General features: G+C 63.1%; 16 protein-coding genes. 9 read left to right on the forward strand and 7 right to left on the reverse strand.

Annotated elements, in window-relative coordinates; all coding sequences use genetic code 11:
• The first annotated feature begins 247 nt into the window (after positions 1 to 247).
• Positions 248 to 1,660 carry an aminotransferase gene (locus NKJ80_RS19045; protein WP_352498128.1) on the forward strand — a complete coding sequence of 471 codons (1,413 nt, stop codon included), beginning with the start codon at positions 248 to 250 and terminating at the stop codon, positions 1,658 to 1,660.
• A 15-nt stretch (positions 1,661 to 1,675) separates the two neighbouring features.
• Here NKJ80_RS19045 and NKJ80_RS19050 read toward each other — a convergent pair whose 3' ends face one another.
• Positions 1,676 to 2,878, reverse strand: a complete 1,203-nt coding sequence (locus tag NKJ80_RS19050; RefSeq protein ID WP_023696407.1) for an aromatic ring-hydroxylating oxygenase subunit alpha — start codon at positions 2,876 to 2,878, stop codon at positions 1,676 to 1,678.
• 503 nt (positions 2,879 to 3,381) lie between these two features.
• Between NKJ80_RS19050 and NKJ80_RS19055 the strand changes: the two genes are divergently transcribed.
• Complete coding sequence (locus NKJ80_RS19055) at positions 3,382 to 3,762, forward strand: hypothetical protein (protein ID WP_023670066.1); 381 nt, start codon at positions 3,382 to 3,384, stop codon at positions 3,760 to 3,762.
• Positions 3,763 to 3,997: 235 nt separating this feature from the next.
• On the opposite strand, the gene NKJ80_RS19060 is transcribed toward NKJ80_RS19055, so the two are convergent.
• Positions 3,998 to 6,088 carry a hybrid sensor histidine kinase/response regulator gene (locus tag NKJ80_RS19060; RefSeq protein WP_023670065.1) on the reverse strand — a complete coding sequence of 697 codons (2,091 nt, stop codon included), beginning with the start codon at positions 6,086 to 6,088 and terminating at the stop codon, positions 3,998 to 4,000.
• A gap of 222 nt (positions 6,089 to 6,310) precedes the next feature.
• A complete protein-coding gene (locus NKJ80_RS19065) occupies positions 6,311 to 7,039 on the reverse strand; it encodes a response regulator (RefSeq protein ID WP_023670064.1) in 729 nt (242 codons plus the stop codon).
• A gap of 94 nt (positions 7,040 to 7,133) precedes the next feature.
• Here NKJ80_RS19065 and NKJ80_RS19070 point away from each other — a divergent pair, with 94 nt between their 5' ends.
• Entirely contained in the window at positions 7,134 to 7,838 is a 705-nt protein-coding gene (locus NKJ80_RS19070; protein ID WP_023670063.1) for a response regulator transcription factor, read from the forward strand.
• Between the two features lie 71 nt (positions 7,839 to 7,909).
• Here NKJ80_RS19070 and NKJ80_RS19075 read toward each other — a convergent pair whose 3' ends face one another.
• Positions 7,910 to 8,098: a hypothetical protein gene (locus NKJ80_RS19075; protein WP_352498129.1), complete on the reverse strand. Its 189-nt coding sequence runs from the start codon at positions 8,096 to 8,098 to the stop codon at positions 7,910 to 7,912.
• Positions 8,099 to 8,131: 33 nt separating this feature from the next.
• On the reverse strand, positions 8,132 to 8,464 hold the full coding sequence (locus NKJ80_RS19080) for a hypothetical protein (RefSeq protein ID WP_023670061.1): 333 nt from the start codon (positions 8,462 to 8,464) through the stop codon (positions 8,132 to 8,134).
• 331 nt (positions 8,465 to 8,795) lie between these two features.
• Here NKJ80_RS19080 and NKJ80_RS19085 point away from each other — a divergent pair, with 331 nt between their 5' ends.
• Complete coding sequence (locus tag NKJ80_RS19085; RefSeq protein ID WP_352498130.1) at positions 8,796 to 9,257, forward strand: L,D-transpeptidase; 462 nt, start codon at positions 8,796 to 8,798, stop codon at positions 9,255 to 9,257.
• A gap of 164 nt (positions 9,258 to 9,421) precedes the next feature.
• Here NKJ80_RS19085 and NKJ80_RS19090 read toward each other — a convergent pair whose 3' ends face one another.
• Together NKJ80_RS19090 and NKJ80_RS19095 are read right to left on the reverse strand one after the other, a co-directional pair.
• Entirely contained in the window at positions 9,422 to 12,505 is a 3,084-nt protein-coding gene (locus NKJ80_RS19090) for an efflux RND transporter permease subunit (RefSeq protein WP_023696405.1), read from the reverse strand.
• Complete coding sequence (locus NKJ80_RS19095) at positions 12,502 to 13,806, reverse strand: efflux RND transporter periplasmic adaptor subunit (protein WP_023708598.1); 1,305 nt, start codon at positions 13,804 to 13,806, stop codon at positions 12,502 to 12,504. The genes NKJ80_RS19090 and NKJ80_RS19095 overlap by 4 nt, the downstream gene beginning before the upstream one ends.
• Before the next feature lie 149 nt (positions 13,807 to 13,955).
• Between NKJ80_RS19095 and NKJ80_RS19100 the strand changes: the two genes are divergently transcribed.
• The 5 genes from NKJ80_RS19100 to NKJ80_RS19120 all read left to right on the forward strand — a co-directional run bounded on the left by NKJ80_RS19100 (position 13,956) and on the right by NKJ80_RS19120 (position 19,200).
• Positions 13,956 to 14,492 (forward strand): TetR/AcrR family transcriptional regulator, encoded by a 537-nt coding sequence (locus tag NKJ80_RS19100; RefSeq protein WP_023670057.1) that lies wholly within the window; start codon positions 13,956 to 13,958, stop codon positions 14,490 to 14,492.
• Positions 14,493 to 14,840: 348 nt separating this feature from the next.
• Positions 14,841 to 15,629, forward strand: coding sequence for a 3-hydroxybutyrate dehydrogenase (locus tag NKJ80_RS19105; RefSeq protein ID WP_023670056.1), 789 nt, complete (start codon positions 14,841 to 14,843; stop codon positions 15,627 to 15,629).
• A gap of 140 nt (positions 15,630 to 15,769) precedes the next feature.
• Positions 15,770 to 16,588, forward strand: coding sequence for a chromate resistance protein ChrB domain-containing protein (locus NKJ80_RS19110; RefSeq protein ID WP_023748367.1), 819 nt, complete (start codon positions 15,770 to 15,772; stop codon positions 16,586 to 16,588).
• Positions 16,585 to 17,976, forward strand: coding sequence for a chromate efflux transporter (gene chrA, locus NKJ80_RS19115; protein ID WP_023683940.1), 1,392 nt, complete (start codon positions 16,585 to 16,587; stop codon positions 17,974 to 17,976). The genes NKJ80_RS19110 and chrA overlap by 4 nt, the downstream gene beginning before the upstream one ends.
• 237 nt (positions 17,977 to 18,213) lie before the next feature.
• Positions 18,214 to 19,200 (forward strand): methyltransferase, encoded by a 987-nt coding sequence (locus NKJ80_RS19120; protein ID WP_023835009.1) that lies wholly within the window; start codon positions 18,214 to 18,216, stop codon positions 19,198 to 19,200.
• Positions 19,201 to 19,440: the final 240 nt, after the last annotated feature.

Genomic DNA, 19,440 nt, shown 5'->3' on the forward strand with positions numbered 1-19,440 from the left:
CGCCATGATGCTCCCATCGACCGGGCCGGCTGCCTGTTCCCAATTTTTGCGGAGCGCGCTTTGCTGGTTGCGCTCAAGCTTGCCGGCTTTCTTTCATCATGAGCGCATCCGTGCATTGAAATCAAGCGCTATTTCTGTAATATTGATTGAACGGACATTCAAAATGAAGTGAAGAAAGCCGGCTTTCCTGCCCTTGGCGCTTCGCTTTCTGTCCGGTGAAATTACGCTCAGACGATGCGAGGCAATGATGGCGGCTGCAAGAGACCTAAGAGCGATGGAAATGGCTGACGGTGGCGATGCGGTCGAGCTGGCCAAGCGCCATCTCATCCAGCCCTGGCCTTATGCCGGCTCGGTCGGCAATGAAGCGCGTGCGCTGATCGGCGAGGGCGATGGCATCTACCTCACCGATGTAACAGGCAAGCGACTGATCGACGGGCCGGCCGGCATGTGGTGCATCAATGTCGGCCACCGCCGCGAGGAGCTGGCCAGGGTGATGTACGACCAGGCGATGATGCTGTCCTACAACACGCCCTGGTATACGATGAATGCGCCGTCGGCCGAGCTCGCCAAGCGCCTCGCCGATCATGCGCCGGGCGATCTCAGCCATACCTTCTTCACCACCGGCGGATCGTCGGCTGTCGAGACGGCACTGCGCTTCATGCAGTTCTACAACAATGTGCGCGGGCGGCCGGAAAAGAAGCTGATCCTCAGCCGCGGCGGCGCCTATCACGGCTCGACCTATCTGTCGGCCTCGCTCAACGGCCGGCCGCGCGACCGCGACTGGATGGACGGCGCCGACGATCTGGTCGTCAAACTGTCCTCGCCAGACCCGTTCCGGCGGCCGAAAGGCATTGACATCGCCGCCTTCTGCGATTTCCTGGTCGATCAGTTTCGCGATGCGGTCGCCCGCGTCGGCGCAGAGAAGATCGGTGCTTTCGTCGGCGAACCGGTGCAGGCATCCGGCGGCGTCGTCGTGCCGCCGGATGGCTATCTCAAGCGCATTCGCGAAATCTGCAGGGACAACGATATCCTCTATATCTCCGATGAGGTGGTGACCGGCTTCGGGCGGCTCGGCCATGTCTTTGCCTCCGGCGATGGCTTCGGCATCGACCCCGACATGATCACCTTCGCCAAGGGCGTTACATCAGGCTATTTCCCGCTTGGCGGCGTCATCATCTCGGAGCGGCTGCTTCAGGAAATGCGCCGTTCCAACCATCCCGATGCGATGTTCGGCCATGGCCTGACCTATACCAGTCATCCCATCGGCTGCGCGGTGGCGCTGAAGAACCTCGATATCCTGGAAGACAGCGTGCTGGCCCACACGCGCGATGTCGCGCCCTATTTCCAGGCGCAGTTGAAGACGCTGGAGGAACTGCCGCTGGTTGGCGAAGTCCGCGGCATGGGCCTGATGGGCTGCGTCGAGTGCGTAGCCGACCGCGAAAGCAAGGATCCGCTGCAGCTCGACAAGGATGTCGGCAAGCGCATCGACGCGCATTGCCACGAACTCGGCCTCCTGGTCCGGCCGCTGATCAACATGTGCGTGATGTCGCCGCCGCTGATCATCACGCGAGAGCAGATCGACGACATGGTGGCGATCCTGCGCGAAGGCATTTCGCGGACCATGGACGATCTGCGCAAAGAGGGCGTGTGGCAGGGGTGACTGGCAGTTCCGCCCCTACACCTGCGAGCGCATAGCCTCATTGAGGTTCCACATGTCCTTCTCCTCCGGCGCCGTCTCCAGGCCCAGCACCGGGATCTGCTTGCGCAGATGGTCGTGGTGGGTGCGCACACCGTATTCGAGGTCGGAGAGATAAAAACCCTCGAAGGCCTCCGAGATCATGGACTCGTTTGACCAGACGGAAAGCTGCACGTCCTCGTTCATGGTATCGCGGTCGATGCGGTAGGCGAGATAGCGGGCGGCCGCCTGTTCCCGGGTCTCGTCGGGGTAGCGGTAGATGGCGCCGCGCAGCAGCGTCTCGCCGGTCGACAGCGGGAACTCCTGATAGAACTGCACCGATTCCGGCATGATCGACAGCGCGTTGTTGGGGAAGATGCCGTAATAGATCCAGGCCCTGCGCAGATGCTCCGGCAGGTGTGAGGCATCGGGCGTGAGCTTGATGTATTCGCGCACGCTCCAGCGCCGGCCGGCATGCGGATTGTAGGTGGCAAACGAGCGCGACACGCCGTTGATGAACGGCTCGTCGAAATAGGTCGAGCCGTAGAGATCCTGCAGCGCCGGATGCGCCATGGCGACGTGGTAGCCTTCATTGTCGACGTCGCGCACCGACTTCCAGTTGACCGGCGTTTTCTGTGTCCAGATGCCCCAGGACGGCACCATCTCGGCCACGTTGTAGTGTGCCATCTCGGCCTCGATCGGCTTCAACAGTTCGGCCACCGAAGGCTGCGGGCCGCCCTTGCGAAAGCGGACAAAGATGAAGCCCATCCATATCTCAAGGTCGAGCGGCATCAGGCCGAATTCGGTCTTGTCGAGCTCGGGGAAGGAGCGCGGCCGGGCGGCGCCGCGCAGCGTGCCGTCGAGATTGTAGACCCAGCCATGGAACGGGCAGACCAGCGCGTTCTTGCAGGTGCCCTGGCTGTCGGCGACGACGCGGCTGCCGCGATGCCGGCACATGTTGTTGAAGGCGCGCACGACGCCGTCCTTGCCGCGCACGATGAGCGCCCGCTCGCCGACCACGTCCATAGTCAGATAGTCGCCGGCATTCGGCACGTCGCAGACATGGCCGGCGATCTGCCAATGGTTGCGGAAGACGTATTCCTTCTCAAGTTCGAGAAGCGCGTCGGAGTGATAACTCCAGCCCGGCAGACCCCGCCGGTCCCAATCATTGGGGATCGCCACGTCACGGAGATGCGGGTTCATAAAAAAGCTCTTCTTTTATTGAATACTCATTCAATAAAACCATATTTTACATTGAAATGCAATGGCTTGTAGAAATCACAACTTTTCAAGTCGGCACAACAGGACCAGCTGAAAGCCAGAAAATCCCGGAATATCCGGGCGTTAACCGGGGGCGTGAAATAGCTGTCCGGCATGCGGATTTGGCCGTGCCGAGCTTGCAAACACGGCCCGCTCCGAGACGAAAATACCTGGCGTCCGCAAATTCGATCCGCAGTGTGAGCTTGTTCATAGTGCGGCCGACAGGAAGCGGGCTTGGTGCGTTCGCGGCCCGCCTGTCGTCAACATTTGATTGCCCGGATGAAACAGCTTCGCAAACGCATCTTGCCGTCGGCACATGACCGGATCTGTCCGGATATGCCCGAATTTCTTGTTTCAAACCTGTTACGCGGGCAAGCCAAGCGCATCATTCGCCCGTTACCAGGCGCGCTTAGGTTCGTTTCATAAGAAAACGAAGGGGAGCAGCAATGCATACGAAAGTCGAGATCACTAGCAACGAACGACGCGCCAAACTGGCACTGCGTCAGCGCGCCAGCGACCATCCGGTTGCGATGTTCTCCATGCTGGGCGCCTGCGCTCTGGCCGTCATGTTCCTGACACCGGCTTCCGGTCCGGCTTTTGCTTCGCTCAACCCGCCGGCCAATGTTGTCCAGGGCGCGCCGACCACCATCAAGACCGCCCGGCTGCCGGAGCCGGAAATCGATTTTGCCTGCCAGGGTCAGGCCTGGGGCGCCGAGAGCGCGGAGTGCCTGCGCGTCATCGCCGCCCAGTCCGGCGTGCACAAGGCGCGTTCCGTCCGCATGATCGCCAACGCAGCGCCGCTGACCACGACACCCAACGTTTTCTGAACCTCCCGAGCGCTTCCTCCCGCGCTCGTTCTTGGCTCCCGCCGCTTCCCTCGGTCGGGAGCCTCTTTTTTAGGGCCTATCGATATTCGGGTGAGGCCGGCCTGCGCATGGAGGTTCCCTGCGCTTCCGGTGCTCGCGTACTTCAAGTACGCTCCGCTCCGGTTCTCGGGAACCACCATTCTCGACTCGGCCTGACCCGAATCTCGATAGACCCTACATGGGTGCTTCCGAAAACTTAGCCGGCGGCGGCGACCTGGTCGGCTATTGCCGAGAGTACGCCGCGGACGTCCAGCGTCGAGAACGGCTTTTCCAGGATTTGCGGGCGCTGCGGCGCCGGCAAGGCTTCGATCTCGGCCTTGGCGCCGATCAGGTCGCCGGTGACCAGCACGAAGCGTTTGGCCAGCGCCAGGTTGTCGGCGAGCAATTCGCGGTAGATGGCAATGCCGCTGGTGCCGGGCATGCGCAAGTCGGAAAAGACGATGTCTGGCGGCATGTGGCCGGTCAAGGTCGCCGCCGCCGACGTCCAGGCCGGCACGACCCGCGACTTGATACCCATCAGTTCCAGGATGTCGGAGAGGGAGCCGGCGACGTCGGGTTCGTCGTCGATGATCAGCGCATGGCGCAAGCCGCTGGAACGAGCCGGGCTGTCGCCGGCTGCTGCCGCGCCGCCGGTGATTACCGGCAGCTGGACGACGAAGCGCGCGCCACGCGGCAGCACCTCCTCGAACCAGATATTGCCGTTGTGGCGCTCGACGATCGATTTCGAGATCGACAGGCCGATGCCGGTGCCGACGCCGACCGGCTTGGTGGTGAAATAGGATTCGAAGATGCGGCTGCGGATCGCCTCGGGAATGCCCGGTCCGTTGTCCTCGACCGAAAACCCGGGGTTGCCGCGATCGCTGCGGAATGTCCGCACCTTGATCAGGCGGTCGCCGCCGATACCGGCCAGAGCGTGTTGGCTGTTGATCAGGAAATTGGCGGCCACCTGCGTGACGTGGTCGGCATCGGCCATCGCCAGCAGCGGGCCGGGCGCGAAATCGGTGTCGATGATGATGCCGCTCGAGCGTGCGCCATAGGCGGTTACTTCGAGTGCGGCGCGGATCACCTGGTTGAGATCGGTCTCGGCCTGCGCCGCCGGATGCAGGCGCACCATCGACAGGAAGCTTTTGACGATGCGGCCGCAGCGCTCGGCAGCGGCGCGCACTTTCTCGGCGCGAACCTTGGTCTGCGGGTCGGTGGCGAATTCATGCAGCAGCGTCGACTGCGCAACGACCACGGCGAGCGGGTTGTTGAGCTCGTGCGAAACACCGGCCAGCAGTGAACCCATCGCCGCCATCTTCTCGTTCTGGTGCAGTTTTTCGCGCTGGCGGTTGATCTCTTCTTCGGCGCGCAGCTTATCGCGCAGATCGCGGATCGAACCGAAGATGAGCTGACGGTCAGCCACCCGCATCTCGGTCGCCGTCAATTCGATGGGAAACACCTCGCCGGCCGCATTCTGTGTCACGGTCTCAAGCCGTTGGCCAACCATCGGCGCGCCGCGGCCAGACATGTATTCGGCGCCCGAGACATAGCCCTTGCGGTAATATTCCGGCACCACGGTATCGAGCAGGTCCTTGCCGAGGATGTCGCTGCGCTGATAGCCGAACATCTTTTCGGCGGCCGGATTGAATTCGATGATCGAGCCGGTCTCGTCGATGACGATGATGGCGTCGAGCGACGCCTGCAGCATGGTGCGGCGGATGACTTCGCTGGCATGGGCGTCGGACGGCGAGTGCTCGATGGCGTCGCCGATGGCGAGCGCGATGATGTGCATCGTCGCCTCTTCCTCTTCGGTCCATTCGCGCTCGTTTAGGCAGTCATTGACCGCGAACGTGCCCCACAGATGACCGTGCGCGAACACCGATACCGACAGGAACGACTTGATGTGCTGCTTTTCGAAATCGGCCCTGAGGAACCCGTCGAGATCGCGCGTATGGCCGGCGAAGATCTTGCCTTGCCGCTCGTCCTCTCCAATCCGCTCCAGCAGCGGATCGGTATCGACGATCGACTGCATGATCACCGTCGGCGAAGCCAGTTCGCCGCCGAAGCGAGGATCGATCCAGTAGGCGGCGACCGATTGGGCGAAGCCCTGGCCGGGCAATTCGCGCAGCCTGAACAGGATGCCGCGCTGGCAATTCATGGCGCTGCAGAGCGTTTCGAGGATGGTTTCCATCTCGCGCTGCCAGTCGCCGGCATCGCGCAACCGGCGGACGACGCGCACAGCCGCCATCGCGGCGCTCTGGCGAGCGCCTTGCGGGTCCATACGTGGTGCTGGTTCAGCGGTCATGTCAGCCATCAGTAAAGGGCCGTCGAATTAGGCAGCTATGGAGCATTTCACGAAAAAGGTGAAACGCTCCATGTTTCAATGCAATCCCGAACGGAAATCGCTACGCACTGTTCCTGGAATTGCTAGAGCGTTTCACCGTTTCACGGAAACGGAGAAGCCTCTATCTCTTTGTTTTTACGCAATTCCGGGCGGAAAACCGCGTACACTTTTCCTGTAATTGCTCTAGTGCCCGTCACCGGTCGGCAGCGAGAAGATATAGCCTTCGCCGCGCACTGTGCGCAAAAATTTCGGATTGGCCGGATCGGTTTCGATCTTCTTGCGCAGCCGCATGATGCGAATGTCGACGGCGCGCGACGATTCAGGATCCTCAACAAAACCAATCGCCTCGGAGATCGCCGATCGCGTCAACAGCCGGTTGGCGCGGGTCAGGAAAACCTCCAGCACATCGAACTCGCTCTTGGCCATGTCGATGACGGCGCCGTTGGCGCCGGTGACAAGCCTGCCGTCGAGGTCGGCCTGGAACGGGCCGAAGGTCAGGCGGCGGCCGCCATCGGCTTGTGTCTTCGCCGCCTGGGGCGGGCTCGGCTGCGGAACGCGGCGCAGCACGCTGCGCACACGAGCCAGCACCTCACGCAACTCGTAGGGCTTGACGATGTAGTCGTCGGCGCCAAGCTCCAGCCCGACAATGCGGTCGAGTGCGGTGCCGGCAGCCGTGGCATAGATGATGCCGACCGGTATTTTCGAGCGCAGCCAGCGGCCGAGCGACAGTCCGTCCTCGCCCGGCATGGCGATGTCGAGAATGGCCAAATGAAACGATTCCGTCTCCAGCAAGGCGCGCGCCTCGGCCGCGCTTCCGGCCTGGGTCACATCGTAGCCGTTGGCGCCGAGATACTCGGCGACCGCGTCCCGGAGATCGGGCTCGTCCTCGACGATGACAATCCGTGCCCGCACTATGGCCTCGCTCCCGCTTTCAGCGGAAAGTAGATTGGGTATAAACATGATGTCCAGCACTCATATCCGGTTGCGGGGGAACGGGAAGAAAAACATGGCTGCACGATCCGTCATCGCGCTGGTTTCCGTCGCCGATGTGGTGGCCGGCGATCTTGCCGATCATCTCGACCGGCGCGGCCATGACGTGCGCGAGGCGCGGCAGCCCTGGGAAGCTGAATCCCTGCTTTCGGCCGGAGGCATCGATATCGTCATCGTCGGCGACAGCCTCAGCCAGGCGGAAGGGCGGGACCTGCTCAGGCGTTATGGCGGCGGCCAGAGCGCGGACGGGAAGGCGGGGCCGGATTTCATCCTGATCTGCCGGCCGGCCGATCTGGTCGACAAGGTGCTGGCGCTCGAGCTTGGCGCCGCAGATGTCGTCGAAAGTCCGCTCAATGTCAGGGAGCTTGCCGCGCGCATCGGCGGCCTGCTGACGCGGCGCGGCAGGTCCGCCCAGGAACTGATCGTGCTGGAAAATGCCACCGTCGATTTGCGGTCGGCCATCGTCATGCACCGTTCGGGTACGGAAGAACAGCTGTCGCCGGGCCAGGTGGCGCTGCTCAGGCTGTTTCTGGCCAGCCCGCGCAAGGTGCTGACGCGCGACGACATCATTGCGGCGGCGCCCGCCGAAAATGCCGATGCCTTCGACCGCTCGATCGATTCGCGCATCGTGCGGCTGCGCCGCAAGCTCGACACCGAAACCATCACAACTATACGCGGCGCAGGCTACCGGTTCGACCCGCCGACGCAGCGCGCCGACTGAGGGTCGGGAGGCTGGATTGTTCCTCGGCTCGCCCAAAAAAGCTGCGCAATCTCGGGCGCCATGCATAGGCGTCAGCGCACCACCAGAAGCGATGGTCCCGACGGCAATTCGCTGGCGACTACGATTTCGCTGGCGACTACGATTTCGCTGGCGGCATGCGCGCGGTCCTTCAGGAGAACCGTGGCGAGACCGGCAAAGCCGAGCAGGCCTTGTGCATAGAGCAGTACCGAAAGCACGGAGGCTGCAGATTTCGTCTTCATCGGTTGTCCCCAAAAATCAGAACCGCGGGTGCTTCAGGATAAACCCGAAGTGCCCGCGTCGCCCACGGAGCCCCCCGTTGCGACGCGGGCCTTCGGTCCTCTCGGCAGCAAGTTGCCGGAGGGGCCGCGCATCCACTTCAACCCGAGGCCGACCCGCCAGAGGGCCCTGAGACGGTTGATGCGCAGACTGGAGACAATCCAGACCAAGGCTATGAACAGCGCGGCATGCAGCGTCGAAATCTCACCCGAATTCATCACCGCCAGTTTCGTCATCGGGGTGCCGGCTACTGTGCCGATGCCGCCGACGACAAATGCGGCGATGCTTATCCTGAAGAGCCAGGACAGGGTGGTCGATTTGATGCTCATTTTCGTTGGCGCCGGCTGTTCTCGTTGGGATGACTGTGCCGCGAGCCTGTAACCAGATCATGCCGCCCAGGCCGCGCTTTGTTGCAAGTCGGTTTCGAGCGAAGCCAATCTTCTTTCATATAAGGACATCAGCACTTTCGTTTGGGGGCGCGGTGCGTGATCGGGAGTGCGCAGCGAAGGCGGAGCACGCTTCCCTTGTCCACCTTGCTTGTTAACCAGAGGAAACAGATTCGAAACACAAACGAGCCTCAGCGAAGTCAGTCTGAAACATGGCGCGGGGATAAGGCGGCCACCGAATTGACGCCGGCAGGACCGGCAAAGAGGAGCCATCATGTACAAAGCCATTTCCGCCAAACTCATCAACGTCACCGCCGCAGCCGGCGGCGCCGCGCTTCTGCTTGGCACCGCCAACAGCACCGCCCATGCCGCGGCAAACCAGATCGTGGCGCGTGTTTCGCTGTCGCAGCAGACCATGGAAGTGCTGGTCGATGGCCGGCCGACTTTCGCCTGGAAGGTCTCGACCGGCGACAGTGGGCATGTCACGCCGACCGGCTCGTTCAAGCCGACCCGCATGCACGAGATGTGGCATTCGAAGAAATACGACAACGCGCCGATGCCGCATTCGGTCTTCTTCAGCGGCGGCTACGCCGTGCATGCGACCAACGCCATCAAGCGGCTGGGACGGCCGGCGTCGCATGGCTGCGTGCGGCTGCATCCCGACAATGCCGCCGACTTCTACCAGTTGGTCGAAACCTTCGGCCCGACCAACACCAGCATCGTCATCGTCAAGTAGCAGACTGCGTTTGGAGCGATGGTGCAGCGCAGCCGGCCAGGTCATGCCGCACCGCAAGTTCCCGCCTGAAGCTCCATCAGAGCTTCGCGGTAAATCAATCCAGTCAAAAAAGAGGCCGGAAATTTCCGGCCTCTTTTCGTTTGTTCGCTAACGCCGTTCGCAGCTCAGTCCGCGTGCACCGGCATCAGCTTCGGGTCTGGCTTTTCGGCGTGGTGCGGCAGGTCCTTGCTGGCGATGAAGGTGTAGAACATCGGCACCACGAACAGGGTGAACATGGTTCCGACCAGGATGCCGGTGAAGATCACGAGGCCCATCGAATAGCGCGCCGCCGCACCAGCACCACTGGACACGATCAGCGGCACGACGCCGAGCGCCATCGCCGCTGTCGTCATCAGGATCGGCCGCAAGCGCACCTTGGCCGAGGCGACGATCGCATCGCGCCGCCTCATGCCATGCAGCTCGCGCTGCTGGTTGGCGAACTCGACCAGAAGAATGCCATGCTTGGTGATCAGACCTATCAGTGTGATCAGGCCGACCTGCGTGTAGATATTGAGCGTTCCAAGCCCCAGATTGAGCGGCACGATGGCGCCAAAGATCGACAGTGGCACCGCCATCATGATGATCAGCGGGTCGCGGAAGCTTTCGAACTGCGCCGCCAGCACCAGATAGATGACGATTACGGCGGCTGCGAACGCGATAAGGATCGTGTTGCCCTGCTCCTTCTCCTGCCGGGACTGGCCGGAATAATCGATGAAGAAGGTATCGGGCAGGCTCTCCTTGGCAAGGTTCTCCAGGGTCTGCAGCCCGTCGCCCGTGGTGACGCCGGGAAGCGGCAGCGCTGATATCGTCGCCGAGTTCAGCTGGTTGAACTGCTCGATCGCGGCCGGCGCGGCGTTGGTCGAAATCTTCACTACCGCTGAAAGCGGCACCATTTCGCCGGTCACGCTACGCACGAAATATTCGCCGAGCTTCTCGGGATTGTCGCGGAATTCCTTCGGCACCTGCGGGATGATGTCGTAGCTGTTGGAGTCGCGGTCGAACTGAGCCACTTCGGCGCCGCCGACCAGCAGCGTCAGCGTCTGGCCGATGTCGGCGATCGGCAGGTTGAGAGCCGCCGCGCGGTCGCGGTCGATGGTCACCGTCACCTGCGGAGCGTCAAAGGACATCGAGTTTTGCACGACGATGAAGCGGCCGGAGGCCTGCGCCTTGTTCTTAATCTGCTCGGCCGCCTCGTAGACCTCGGCGGAACCACCGGTCGAGCGCACCACCATGGAGATCGGCAGGCCGCCGCCGGAGCCCGGCAGCGTCGGCGGCGCGAAGACGAAGGCCTCGACGCCGGCCACCTTGCCGAGGCGTCCCTGGATATCGGCTTGAAGCTCCTTTGAGTTGCGCTGGCGCTCGGCCCAATCCTTGAAGGCGAAGCCGACAAAGGCGCCGTTGGTGGCGCCGCCAAAGGCAACGGCAGAGAATTGCGCCCTGGTTTCGGGAATGTCCTTCACCAGGCCGAGGATCTGGTTGACGTAGGTCTCGGTGTAGTCCGAGGTCGCGTAGCGCGGTGCCGTCACGATCGACAACAGGAAGCCCTGGTCCTCTTCCGGCGCCAGTTCGCTCGAGGTCTTGGTGAACATGAAGCCGGTGAGCGCAACCAGCGCCACGACCATCAGCAGTGTCACCGGTCGATTTCTCAAGGAGGCGGTGACCGCCCGCTCATAGACATGCTCGACACGGCTGAAGGTTCCGTCGACGACGCGCTGGAAGCGACTGTGCGATCCCGCCTTGAGCAGACGCGCCGCCATCATCGGCGTGATGGTGACGGCTATGAGGCCGGACAGCACCACCGAACCGGCGAGCGTCACCGCGAACTCGCGGAACAGCGCGCCGGTCAGGCCGCCGGTGAAGGCCAGCGGCGCGAACACGGCGGCGAGCGTGATGGTCATGGCCACGATGGCGGAGAAAATCTCGCGCATGCCGTTGAAGGCCGCCTGCATCGGCGACATGTGGTCCTCCTCCATGTGGCGATGAATGTTCTCCACCACCACGATAGCGTCGTCGACGACAAGGCCGATGGCCAGCACCATGGCCAGCAGCGACAGAAGGTTGATCGAATAGCCGACCGCAAACAAAAGAAAGCAGACGCCGACCAGCGACAGCGGGATGGTCACGATCGGCATCATCACCGAGCGGAATGAGCCGAGGAACAACAGGATGACCACGACGACGATGGCGACGGCTTCGGCGATGGTCTTGAACACTTCGTCGATCGAGGCGCTGATCTGTTCGGTGGAATCGTAGACGATTTCGATGGTCATGCCTTTCGGCAGCGTCTCTTGAATCAAAGGCACGATCTTGTGGATCGCCTCCGCCGTTGTCAGCGGGTTGGCGGCCGGCGTCGGGAAGATGGCGAGGAAGGTGCCGGGCTTGCCATTGAAGCTCACCCTCGTGTCGGTGCTCTCGGCGGCAAGCTCGACTCGCGCCACGTCGCGCAAGCGCACCACCTGGCCGTCCGTCGAGCGCAGCGGAAGCTCGGCAAAGGCCTCAGGCGTCTGCAGCGTCGAGCGAACCGTGATCGAGGAGACGACATATTCGTTCTCGGTGTTGCCGGGCGCCGACAGGAAGTTGGAGTTGTTGATCGCCGCCAGCACTTCGGCGGCGGTGACGCCACGCGCAGCAAGCTTGACCGGGTCGATCCAGACCCGCATCGAATATTCCTCGGCGCCGAAGATCTGCACGTCGGCGACACCTTCGACCGTCGACATGCGGGGCCGCACGACGCGCTCGATATATTCGGTGAGCTGCTCCTTGCTCATGTTCGGATTCTGCATCGAGATGTACATCATCGCGAACTCTTGGCCGGTGCCCTTGACGATGACCGGGTCCTTGGATGCATCCGGCAAGGTGCCGCGTACGCCCTGCACCTTCGACAGGACCTCGGTGAGCGCGACATCCGGATTGGAGCCGAGCTTCATCTGGACGACCACAGTGCTCGAAGACGGCCGGCTGGACGAGGTGACGTAGTCGATGTTCTCGGTCGAGGCGACGGCCCGCGCGATCGGGGCGGAGATAAAGCCCTGGATCAGGTCGGCGCTGGCGCCGGGATAGGCGGTGGTGATGGTGATCGCCGTCTCGTCAACCTTGGGATACTGCCGGATCGACAGGTTGAAGATGCCCTGGAAACCCAGGAGCAGGATCATGCAGGCGAGGACGGTGGAGAGGACCGGCCGGCGAATGAAGATGTCGGAAAAGTTCATTGCTGAGCCTGCTGGTTAGCCGACTTGCTGGGGTCAATGGTGTTGTCGACAGCGACGGACATGCCGTTGAAGAGACGGTTCTGACCGGCGGTGACGACCTCGTCACCGGTCTTGATGCCCTCGATGATCTCGACCATGCCGTCGTTGCGGCGGCCGGGCTTCACGAACACCTGCGACAGCACGAGCGCCGGCTTTTCCGGTTCTGCCGCGGGCTTCGCGGGGTCGACAGCCGGCTTGTCCGCGGGCTTCGCCGCGGCGTCTTCGGCAGCCGGTTTCGCGTCTGCCGGCTTTGCATCTGCCGCCGGCTTTGCTGCGTCGGCCCCCGCGGCAGGCTTTTCCTCGGGTTTCGCGGCTGGGGCGCCTTCCGCCGGCTTCGCCGGAACGACGACGAAGACGAAGTCGCCATAGAGGCTCGACGTCAATGCCGTCTGCGGCAAGGACAGAATGTTTTTCTCCTGCGGCAGCTCGACGCGAACCTGGACGAACTGGCCGGGCGTCAGCTTGCCGTCAGGGTTGGCGACCTCGCCGCGGACGGACACCAGGCGGCTTGAAGCGTCGATCTTGGGATCGATGCCGCGAATGGAGCCGGCAAACGGCATGTCGGCGCCGCCGCCGGTGCCGCCGAGGCCGAGCCGCACCGCCTGGCCTATCTTGAGCAGCGGCAGCTGCTGTTCGGGTACCGAGAAATCGACCCGCATGGTGTCCAGATCCTGCAAGGTCACCACTGCGTTGCCGGGCGAGAGATATTGGCCGAGGTCGATCTTGGGGATGCCCACGGTGCCGGCGAACGGCGCCGTCAGCTGCTTCTGATCGAGCACGGCCTGCAGCTTGTTGACCTGCGCGGCGGAGGCCGATGCAGCGGCTTGAGCGGTGTCGAGCGTGGCATCCGTTCCGACGCCGCGCCGCTGCAGCTCCAGCGCGCGTTCGAGCGCCGTCTTGTCGGACACGGACTGCGCCTTGGCCGCGACCAGATCCGCGCGTTCGACGGCATCGTCGAGCTGCAGCAGGACCGAATCGACCGGCACCTTCTGGTTGGCATGGAAAAGGATGTCCTTGACGATGCCGCTGGTCTCGACGGTAAGGTCGACACCGCGCACGGCGCGTACCGTGCCGATCGCCTCGACGCCCGGCGTCCAGTCGGAAGGCTTGACGACAACCGTCGATACGGTCGTCGCCGGCGGCTTCATGGTGGCGAAATACTGTTTGATAGCGTTGTCGCGGAACAGGTTGAAGCCGACAACGCCGACGCACACCAGAGCGAGCAGAAGCAGAATTGCGGTGATAGAGATGAAGCGCTTCACGAACTGTCCCCTCGGCCGGTGTCCGGCAAAATAGCCGAATAGCGGGACACTTATCGACGCCAGGTCCCGATTACAAATGACGGCGAACTTACTGTACCGTCTGGACGGTCTTGTCAATTCCGCCTAGGCTGGTGCGGGGGAAGGGATCGATGAAGACCCAAAGGGCAAATTCGCGCGACAAGATACTCGCCGCCGCCGCCGATGTCGCACGCGAGACCGGTCCCGGCAGCCTGTCGCTTGACGCCGTCGCCAGCCGCGCCGGCGTGTCGAAAGGCGGCCTGTTATATAACTTTCCGACCAAGGCCAAACTGATGCAGGGCCTGGTGGAGAATTACCTGCGCGCGTTCGAGCTGGCGCTGGAATCGGGCCGTGTCGCCGGCGCCAGCGGCGAGAGCCTGCTCGCCACCTATATCCGGCTCTCGGCGGATGATTGTGAGGAGCCGAAGCCGACGGCTTCGTGGATATTCTCGGCGATCGCCGAGGATCCGGATTTCCTGACGCCGATAAAAGCCTTCAAGTCACAGCTGCTGCAGCGGCTGAAGAGCGAGACGCCGGACCTCAAGACGCTGCTGGTCTGCTTTCTGGCCATCGAAGGGCTGCGCAGCATGAACCTCTTCGATTCCGACGTGCTGTCCGCCGACGAACGCCACTTGCTGGTATCGGCCCTACTGGAGATTGCGGGATAGCTTAGGGCGTCGCGGTCGAAGAAGCGATACGGGCCGGGCGGAAAGGACGGTTAGTGAGCGGCATGGCATAGGCACGCATCACGACATCGGCGATTTCAAGCTACAGCCCCCCTGATTCGTTGGATCGATGCTTCAGGAATGACTGCGCGAATGCGCGGCCGACTATGTTGCGCCGCACCATAACACTGCCGTGCCAGCCTTGACGTGTCAGCCTTGAGACGGCGCTCGGCGAGGCCGGCAAAGCGCGTTTTAGGGCTGTGATGGCGCCGGCATATGGTTATGGCATTGTCATGTTGCGGCGCACAAACTATGTGCCTTTGTAGTCCTCCTAACAGTCGCGAGATCTCCATGGGTTCCCTTTCTTCGAAGAATGCGCTCGTCACCGGATCGACCAGCGGCATTGGCCTGGCCATTGCCCGCGCCCTTGCCGCCGAGGGCTCCAACGTCACGATCAACGGCCTTGGCGAAGCCGCGGCGATCGAACAGGAGCGCGCCGGCATCGAGAAGGATTTCGGCGTCCAGTGCCGCTACTCCGGCGCCAACATGATGGACGGCGCAGCGGTGACCGCCATGGTGCGCGAAGCCGAGCAGGCCTTGGGCAGCCTCGACATTCTGGTCAACAATGCCGGGATACAGCATGTCGCGCCAATCGAGGAGTTTCCCGACGACAAGTGGGAAGCCATCATCCGCATCAATCTGCTTGCCGCCTTTTACGCGATCAAGGCCGTGGTGCCCGGCATGAAGGCGCGCAAATGGGGCCGCATCATCAACACCGCGTCGGCGCATGCACTGGTCGCCTCGCCGTTCAAGTCGGCTTACGTCTCGGCCAAGCACGGCATAGCGGGTCTGACCAAGACGGTAGCGCTGGAAGTCGCGCAGGACGGCATCACCGTCAACGCCATCGCGCCCGGCTATGTCTGGACGTCACTGGTCGAAAGGCAGATCCCCGACACGATGAAGGCGCGCGGCATGACCGAGGAACAGGTCAAGCGCGACGTGCTCCTGGCGGCACAGCCGACGAAGCAATTCGTCACCGTGGAGGAGCTCGCCGCGCTGACGCTGTTTCTGTGCTCGGACTCGGCCAGGCAGATTACCGGCACGACTTTGCCGATGGATGGCGGCTGGACGGCGCAGTAGGCGCGGTCCCCCGGCGCCGCTCTTTCCTTGACAAAGACGAAGGATCAATCCAGCATTGTGGCAAGGGGTTCCTTCGCGACGACCCCGTGAGGCGTCAGCCCAATGATCGCGTCCAAACTCTCACTCTGGAGGTGGACGCCATGCCGTCAACAACCGCAATCACCGTAGCGCAGCTTTCCCGCCTTGTCGGTCTGTCCGACGCGCCTGTTCTTGTCGATGTCCGCATCGACGAAGACTACGACGCCGATCCGCGCCTGCTTCCGGCCTCGTGCCGGCGCGACTTCAAGTCTGTTTCGAGCTGGGCTGCCGAATTAACGGGGGCTCATGCTGTCGTCATCTGCCAGAAGGGGCTGAAGCTTTCGCAAGGCGTTGCCGCATGGCTGCGCCATGAGGGCATTGCTGCCGAATCCCTTGAAGGCGGCTTCGAGGCGTGGCAGGCGGCCAAGGGACTTCTGGTCAAGGCCGACAAGATACCGCCCCGCGACGACAAGGGCCGCACGGTCTGGGTGACGCGTGCCCGCCCCAAGGTCGACCGCATCGCCTGTCCTTGGCTGATCCGCCGCTTCGTCGATCCCTCGGCGGTGTTCCTGTTTGTCGAGCCGTCTGAAGTGCTGGCGGCCGCCGATCGGTTTGGGGCGGTTGCCTTCGACATCGACGACGTGTTCTGGAGCCATCGCGGCGAGCGCTGCACCTTCGACACGATGATCGAAGAGTTCGGGTTGCGGTCCGAAGCGCTCGATCGCCTTGCGCTGATCGTGCGTGCAGCCGATACGGCGCGCCTCGATCTCGTACCGCAGGCGGCCGGGTTCCTCGCTGCATCGCTCGGGCTGTCGCGCATGTTCCGCGACGATCTCGAACAGCTTGATGCCGGCATGCTGCTCTACGATGCGTTCTTCAGATGGTGCCGCGATGCCACTGACGAAACCCACAATTGGCCCAGCGCGGGCAAAGCGCCATGAGCGCCCTCGCCGCGGACGACGATGCACAGGCTACCGAGGCTCCGATCGTCCCGACCTTCCGCCAAGCCGCGAAACTGTGGGCAAGGATCGGCCTGCTCTCCTTCGGCGGGCCGGCCGGACAGATCGCGCTGATGCACAAGGAATTGGTCGAGGATCGCCGCTGGATCGGCGAGCAGCGGTTCCTGCATGCGCTCAACTACTGCATGCTTCTGCCAGGCCCCGAGGCACAGCAGCTCGCCATCTATATCGGCTGGCTGCTGCACCGGACCGCCGGCGGCCTCGTTGCCGGCATCCTGTTCGTGCTGCCCGGTGCGTTTGTCATGCTGGGCCTCAGCATCTTCTACGTGCTTTACAATGATGCGCCCGTCATCGAGGCGCTGTTTTTCGGCATCAAGGCGGCGGTGCTGGCCGTCGTCGTCGAGGCGGTCCTCCGCATCGGCAAACGGGCGCTCAAGAACCGGGTGATGATGGCGATCGCGGTGGCCGCGTTCCTTGCCATCTATGTCATCAGGCTGCCGTTTCCGCTGATCATCCTGGTTGCAGGGCTGACCGGCTGGATCGGCAACCGCTTGGCACCGGCGCGTTTTTCCGGAGCCGCACGCGGCAAGGACAATTTGCCCGATGTCAGGGGCGCCGTCGACGTCATGTTCGAACGCGGCGACCTCGCTCACACCAAGCCGACGAAATGGCACGCGCCGCGCACCATCGCGATCTGGCTGCCGATCTGGCTCGGGCCGGTCGTACTGATCCTGGCGCTGACCGGCCCTGCCAGTGTTTGGGCACAGCTTGGCGGCTTCTTCAGCCTGATGGCGGTGGTCACATTCGGCGGCGCCTACGCTGCGCTCTCCTATGTCGCGCAGGCAGCGGTGACCTCGTTCGGCTGGCTGGCGCCGGGTGAAATGGTCGATGGGCTTGGTCTGGCCGAGACGACGCCGGGACCATTGATCCTGGTGCTGCAGTTCGTCGGCTTCGTCGCCGCCTATCGTCACGCCGGTGCGATGGGACCGCTTGTGGCCGGATCGCTCGGCGCATTGCTGACGCTCTGGGTGACGTTCGTGCCGTGCTTCTTCTGGATCTTTCTGGGTGCCCCCTACATCGAGGCGCTGCGCGGCAACAAGGCGCTGTCGGCGGCGCTGAGTGCGATCACGGCGGCTGTGGTCGGCGTGGTGATGAACCTTGCGCTGTGGTTCGCACTGCATGTCGTCTTCGGCGCGGTGCACCGTTTTGGTCTTGGGATGGAGCTACCGGTGCTGTCGTCGCTGGATTGGCGCGCCGCGCTGCTGGCGGCGGCCGCCATGGTCGCCATGCTGAAACTGAGGATCGGCATGCTGCCGACATTGGCCGGCTCGGCGCTGGCCGGACTGGCGCTGCTGGCCTTACCTGCGTAGCGTCCGAAGGCGCGACCAGCCATTATCACAGCCGGATTTTTGAGGTATGCCGGGCCGGCGCACAACGGTCGCGGGCGCTGGTAGGATCAGCGCTGGCCCCGGAGATACGCTTTACGTCGAACCCGATACCGCCAAGCTGAACCTGCTCAACGCGGAGAGCGGCGCGCTGGCGAACTGATTTGACGAGGTTGGCCGAGCTGTTCAAAGTCGATCCTGGATCGCACAACGGGATATGACATGGTGGATTCCGATCGGATCGACAAGCTGATCGCAGGGGTGCCCCCTGCCTTGGCGCTTCGTGCCGGGCTGGACCTTGGCATCTTCACCCGGCTCGGCGGCGATGCTGCGACTGCCGACAGCCTTGGGGCAGCGCTCAAAGTCGAGCCCGCTCGTCTGTCGCGGCTCCTCTACGCGCTCGCCAGCATCGGTCTCCTCGAGGTCGAGGATGGTCAGTTTCGCAACGGAGCCGAATCGTCGGAGTTTCTCGACACGTCCAAGCCGACCTATCGCGGCGGCGATCATGTGCTGCTGCGCGAACTCTGGGGAGCCGACCTTTTGACCGCAGAGTCGCTGCGGCAGAACCGGCCGGCCGCGCTGCATGACTTTTCTGAAGCGGGGCCAGAATCCGCAGCGGCCTTCAGCCGCATGCTCGCACCGGGAGGGGTGATTTTCGGCCGGAATCTGGCCCGTGAGCTGGACCTCTCGGCGGTCCGTTCGGTGATCGACATCGGCGGCGGCGCCGGGACCATTCTGGTCGGACTTCGCGAGCGATGGCCGCATATTGCGGCGACTTTGATGGAACTCCCGACGGTCGCAGCGGTCGCACCAGCGATCCTGTCGGAATACGGTGCCGGCGATGTGGTTGTCGAAGAAGGCGACATAACGGTCGCGCCATCGACCGGCCGGCATGACTTGGCAATCCTGAAGGCCGTCGTCCAGGTCCTGCCGCCGGACCAGGCGCGCAGTTCGATCCTGAACGCGGCGCGTTGCCTCACCCAAGGAGGCGAGATCGCAATTGCGGGGTGGGGTGTCGTCGATGACGACCGTCTCGGCCCGCCTGAGGGTGTCTTTCTCAATCTCACCTTCCTGAACCTTTACCGCGCGGGCGAATCGTACACGGAAGGTCAGTATCGCGGGTGGATGGCCGGGGCTGGGTTCCGGGATATCTCCAGGTCGCAGCTGACCGACGGCACCACGTTGTTTCGTGGGCGCCTCACGGACTGATCGTGGCTGGAGTGGTTGGTTTCGGGCGTGTGTGGCCCTCAGAGCCAGCCCCGGACGGATTGCACAAAGTTCCTGAGGCGGCGTGAGCCGATCTTTCCCCTTACCGGCAGCGCGGTGTCCCCTGTCTTCTCGATAGCTTCTTCGCAGAGGGGGCATTTAAATGTCACTTGGTCGACAACAAAGTTCGGGATAGCGGCATATTTCGCATTCGTCGATTGGGGCGGAACCTCCGACAGGATG

It is taken from the genome of Mesorhizobium sp. M0030, assembly GCF_040323695.1.
Lineage (GTDB): Bacteria > Pseudomonadota > Alphaproteobacteria > Rhizobiales > Rhizobiaceae > Mesorhizobium.

Bases quoted from the DNA above. Each gene is read 5' to 3' on its own strand.
- NKJ80_RS19085 (WP_352498130.1), top strand. From the start codon at position 8,796: ATGTACAAAGCCATTTCCGCCAAACTCATCAACGTCACCGCCGCAGCC.
- NKJ80_RS19060 (WP_023670065.1), bottom strand. From the start codon at position 6,088: ATGACCGCTGAACCAGCACCACGTATGGACCCGCAAGGCGCTCGCCAG.
- NKJ80_RS19045 (WP_352498128.1), top strand. From the start codon at position 248: ATGGCGGCTGCAAGAGACCTAAGAGCGATGGAAATGGCTGACGGTGGC.
- NKJ80_RS19120 (WP_023835009.1), top strand. From the start codon at position 18,214: ATGGTGGATTCCGATCGGATCGACAAGCTGATCGCAGGGGTGCCCCCT.
- NKJ80_RS19070 (WP_023670063.1), top strand. From the start codon at position 7,134: ATGGCTGCACGATCCGTCATCGCGCTGGTTTCCGTCGCCGATGTGGTG.
- NKJ80_RS19110 (WP_023748367.1), top strand. From the start codon at position 15,770: ATGCCGTCAACAACCGCAATCACCGTAGCGCAGCTTTCCCGCCTTGTC.
- NKJ80_RS19080 (WP_023670061.1), bottom strand. From the start codon at position 8,464: ATGAGCATCAAATCGACCACCCTGTCCTGGCTCTTCAGGATAAGCATC.
- NKJ80_RS19090 (WP_023696405.1), bottom strand. From the start codon at position 12,505: ATGAACTTTTCCGACATCTTCATTCGCCGGCCGGTCCTCTCCACCGTC.
- NKJ80_RS19050 (WP_023696407.1), bottom strand. From the start codon at position 2,878: ATGAACCCGCATCTCCGTGACGTGGCGATCCCCAATGATTGGGACCGG.
- NKJ80_RS19100 (WP_023670057.1), top strand. From the start codon at position 13,956: ATGAAGACCCAAAGGGCAAATTCGCGCGACAAGATACTCGCCGCCGCC.
- NKJ80_RS19055 (WP_023670066.1), top strand. From the start codon at position 3,382: ATGCATACGAAAGTCGAGATCACTAGCAACGAACGACGCGCCAAACTG.
- NKJ80_RS19105 (WP_023670056.1), top strand. From the start codon at position 14,841: ATGGGTTCCCTTTCTTCGAAGAATGCGCTCGTCACCGGATCGACCAGC.
- NKJ80_RS19075 (WP_352498129.1), bottom strand. From the start codon at position 8,098: ATGAAGACGAAATCTGCAGCCTCCGTGCTTTCGGTACTGCTCTATGCA.
- chrA (WP_023683940.1), top strand. From the start codon at position 16,585: ATGAGCGCCCTCGCCGCGGACGACGATGCACAGGCTACCGAGGCTCCG.